A 2,206-nucleotide genomic window follows, 5' to 3' on the forward strand; every position below is an offset into this window, starting at 1 on the left:
GTCGTGTTCGACCTCGGCAGCGGCAAGATCCTGCAGCATCAGGATGCGTTCAAGCGCTGGTATCCGGCGTCGCTGAGCAAGCTGATGACCGCTTACGTCACCTTTCGGGCGATCGCGGCCGGCGAGGTACAGCTCGATTCGCCGATCAAGGTGACCAAACACTCCGCCGCCGAGCCGCCAAGCAAGATGGGCTTCAAGCCGGGCTCGGTGATGCGGCTCGACAATGCGCTGAAGATGATGCTGGTCAAATCGGCCAACGACATTGCCATGGCTGTCGGCGAAAATGTCGGCGGTTCGCAGGCGGCCTTTGCCGACCGGATGAACGCCGAGGCGACCCGGCTCGGCATGAACGGCACGCATTTCGTCAATCCGAACGGGCTCTATTCGCCGGATCAGTACACGACGGCGCGCGACCTCGCCGTGCTGGTGATGGCGATCCGCCGCGAATTTCCGCAATATGTGCCGTGGTTCTCGATCGAGGGCCTTGCCGTCGGCAAGAAGGCGATCCCCAACTACAATCTCTTGATCGGCCGCTATCCCGGTGCCGATGGCATGAAGACCGGCTTTGTCTGCCCCTCCGGCTTCAACATGATCGGTTCGGCGACGCGCAACGGGCGCACGCTGGTCGCGGTTGTGCTTGGCGAGAAGTCGGCGGTCACCCGCGCCGAGACGGCGGCAAAACTGCTCGATCAGGGGTTCGACACGCCTGTCGCCGGCTCGGCCACCGTCACCACGCTGGCGCCCTATGGCGACACGGTCTCACCCAACGACATGCAGGACGAGGTCTGCAAGAAGAAGACGCCGCAGGAGCAGTCCGAGGCGCCGCCGGCCGCCGCCAAGAACGTGCCGAAATCACCCTATCAGGAAAAGCTCGACCATGTGCCGACGCTGGTTGCCGTCGGCCTTGGCGGCGCCACCGGTCCGGCGCCGAAGGCCATCCTCGACCAGGGCGCGCAGGAATTTGCCGATGTGCCGATCCCGAGCTGGCGGCCCGACAGGCCGGCACCGGCCGGCACCGGCCCGAAGATTGCCGGCTCCGCCGCGCAGGGCGACCAGCCGGTCAAGGTTGCGAACTAGCCAATGGGCAGCGGCTTCCCGATCCCAGTCTCGGTGCTGACCGGCTTCCTCGGCGCCGGCAAGACGACGCTGCTCAACCGGCTGCTCAAGGATCCGGCGCTGGCCGACACCGCGGTGATCATCAACGAGTTCGGCGAGGTGGCGATCGACCATTTGCTGGTCGAGCAGTCTTCCGACGGCATCATCCAGCTGTCGGACGGCTGCCTGTGCTGCACGGTGCGCGGCGAACTGGTCGATACGCTGGCCGACCTGGTCGACAGACTGCAGACCGGCCGCATTGCCCGGCTCGCCCGCGTCATCGTCGAAACCACCGGCCTTGCCGACCCGGCGCCGGTGCTGCAGTCGATCATGGCGCATCCGGCGCTGATCCAGGCCTTCCGGCTCGACGGCGTCATCACTTTGGTCGATGCCGTCAACGGCAACGCCACGCTCGATGCCCATGTCGAGGCGGTAAAGCAGGTTGCCGTCGCCGACCGCATCGTGCTCAGCAAAGCCGATCTGGCCACCGACCCCAATGAGCTGGAAATGCTGCGGGCGCGCCTGCGGCAGATCAATCCGGGCGCCGAACTGCTCGATGCCGGCGACACGGAGACAGGCGTGGCGGCGCTGTTTGATTGCGGCCTCTACAACCCGGCAACCAAATCCGCCGATGTGCGGCGCTGGCTTGGCGAGGAAGCGGCGCACGATCATCACCATCATGCTGGTCATGATCACGAGCATGGCCATGACCACGGCCATCGTCACGATCAGCGCGTGCGCTCCTATTCGCTGGTGCATGACGGCCCGGTGCCGTTTTCGGCGATCGAGATGTTCCTCGACCTGCTGCGTTCGACCCATGGCGAGCGCCTGCTGCGCATGAAGGGCGTCATCGAGCTCAGGGAAGACCCGTCGCGGCCGCTGGTGATCCATGGCGTGCAGAAGATCCTGCATCCGCCGGTGCAATTGCCGTCCTGGCCGGATGGCCAGCGTGGCACGCGGCTGGTGCTGATCACGCTCGACATGCCGGAAGATTATATCCGCAGGCTGTTCGCCGCCTTCACCGACCGGCCGTCGGTTGACACGCCCGACCGCGCGGCGCTGGAAAACAATCCGCTGGCGATCGCCGGGCGGTAGCCCCCAACGATTACGG

The 2,206-nt window shown here is 65.6% G+C and carries 2 protein-coding genes; both read left to right on the forward strand.

The annotated features are described in order from the left end of the window. On the forward strand, positions 1–1,077 hold a 1,077-nt coding region (locus EN991_RS33275; protein WP_164769560.1), incomplete at its 5' end, for a D-alanyl-D-alanine carboxypeptidase family protein. A 3-nt stretch (positions 1,078–1,080) separates the two neighbouring features. After that, complete coding sequence (locus tag EN991_RS33280) at positions 1,081–2,190, forward strand: GTP-binding protein (protein ID WP_027162928.1); 1,110 nt, start codon at positions 1,081–1,083, stop codon at positions 2,188–2,190. The last annotated feature ends 16 nt before the right edge of the window (positions 2,191–2,206 follow it).

The organism is Mesorhizobium sp. M7A.F.Ca.US.005.03.2.1 (assembly GCF_003997795.1).
GTDB lineage: Bacteria > Pseudomonadota > Alphaproteobacteria > Rhizobiales > Rhizobiaceae > Mesorhizobium > Mesorhizobium ciceri.

Coding starts and splice junctions, on each gene's coding strand:
- EN991_RS33280 (WP_027162928.1), top strand. CDS start 1,081: ATGGGCAGCGGCTTCCCGATCCCAGTCTCGGTGCTGACCGGCTTCCTC.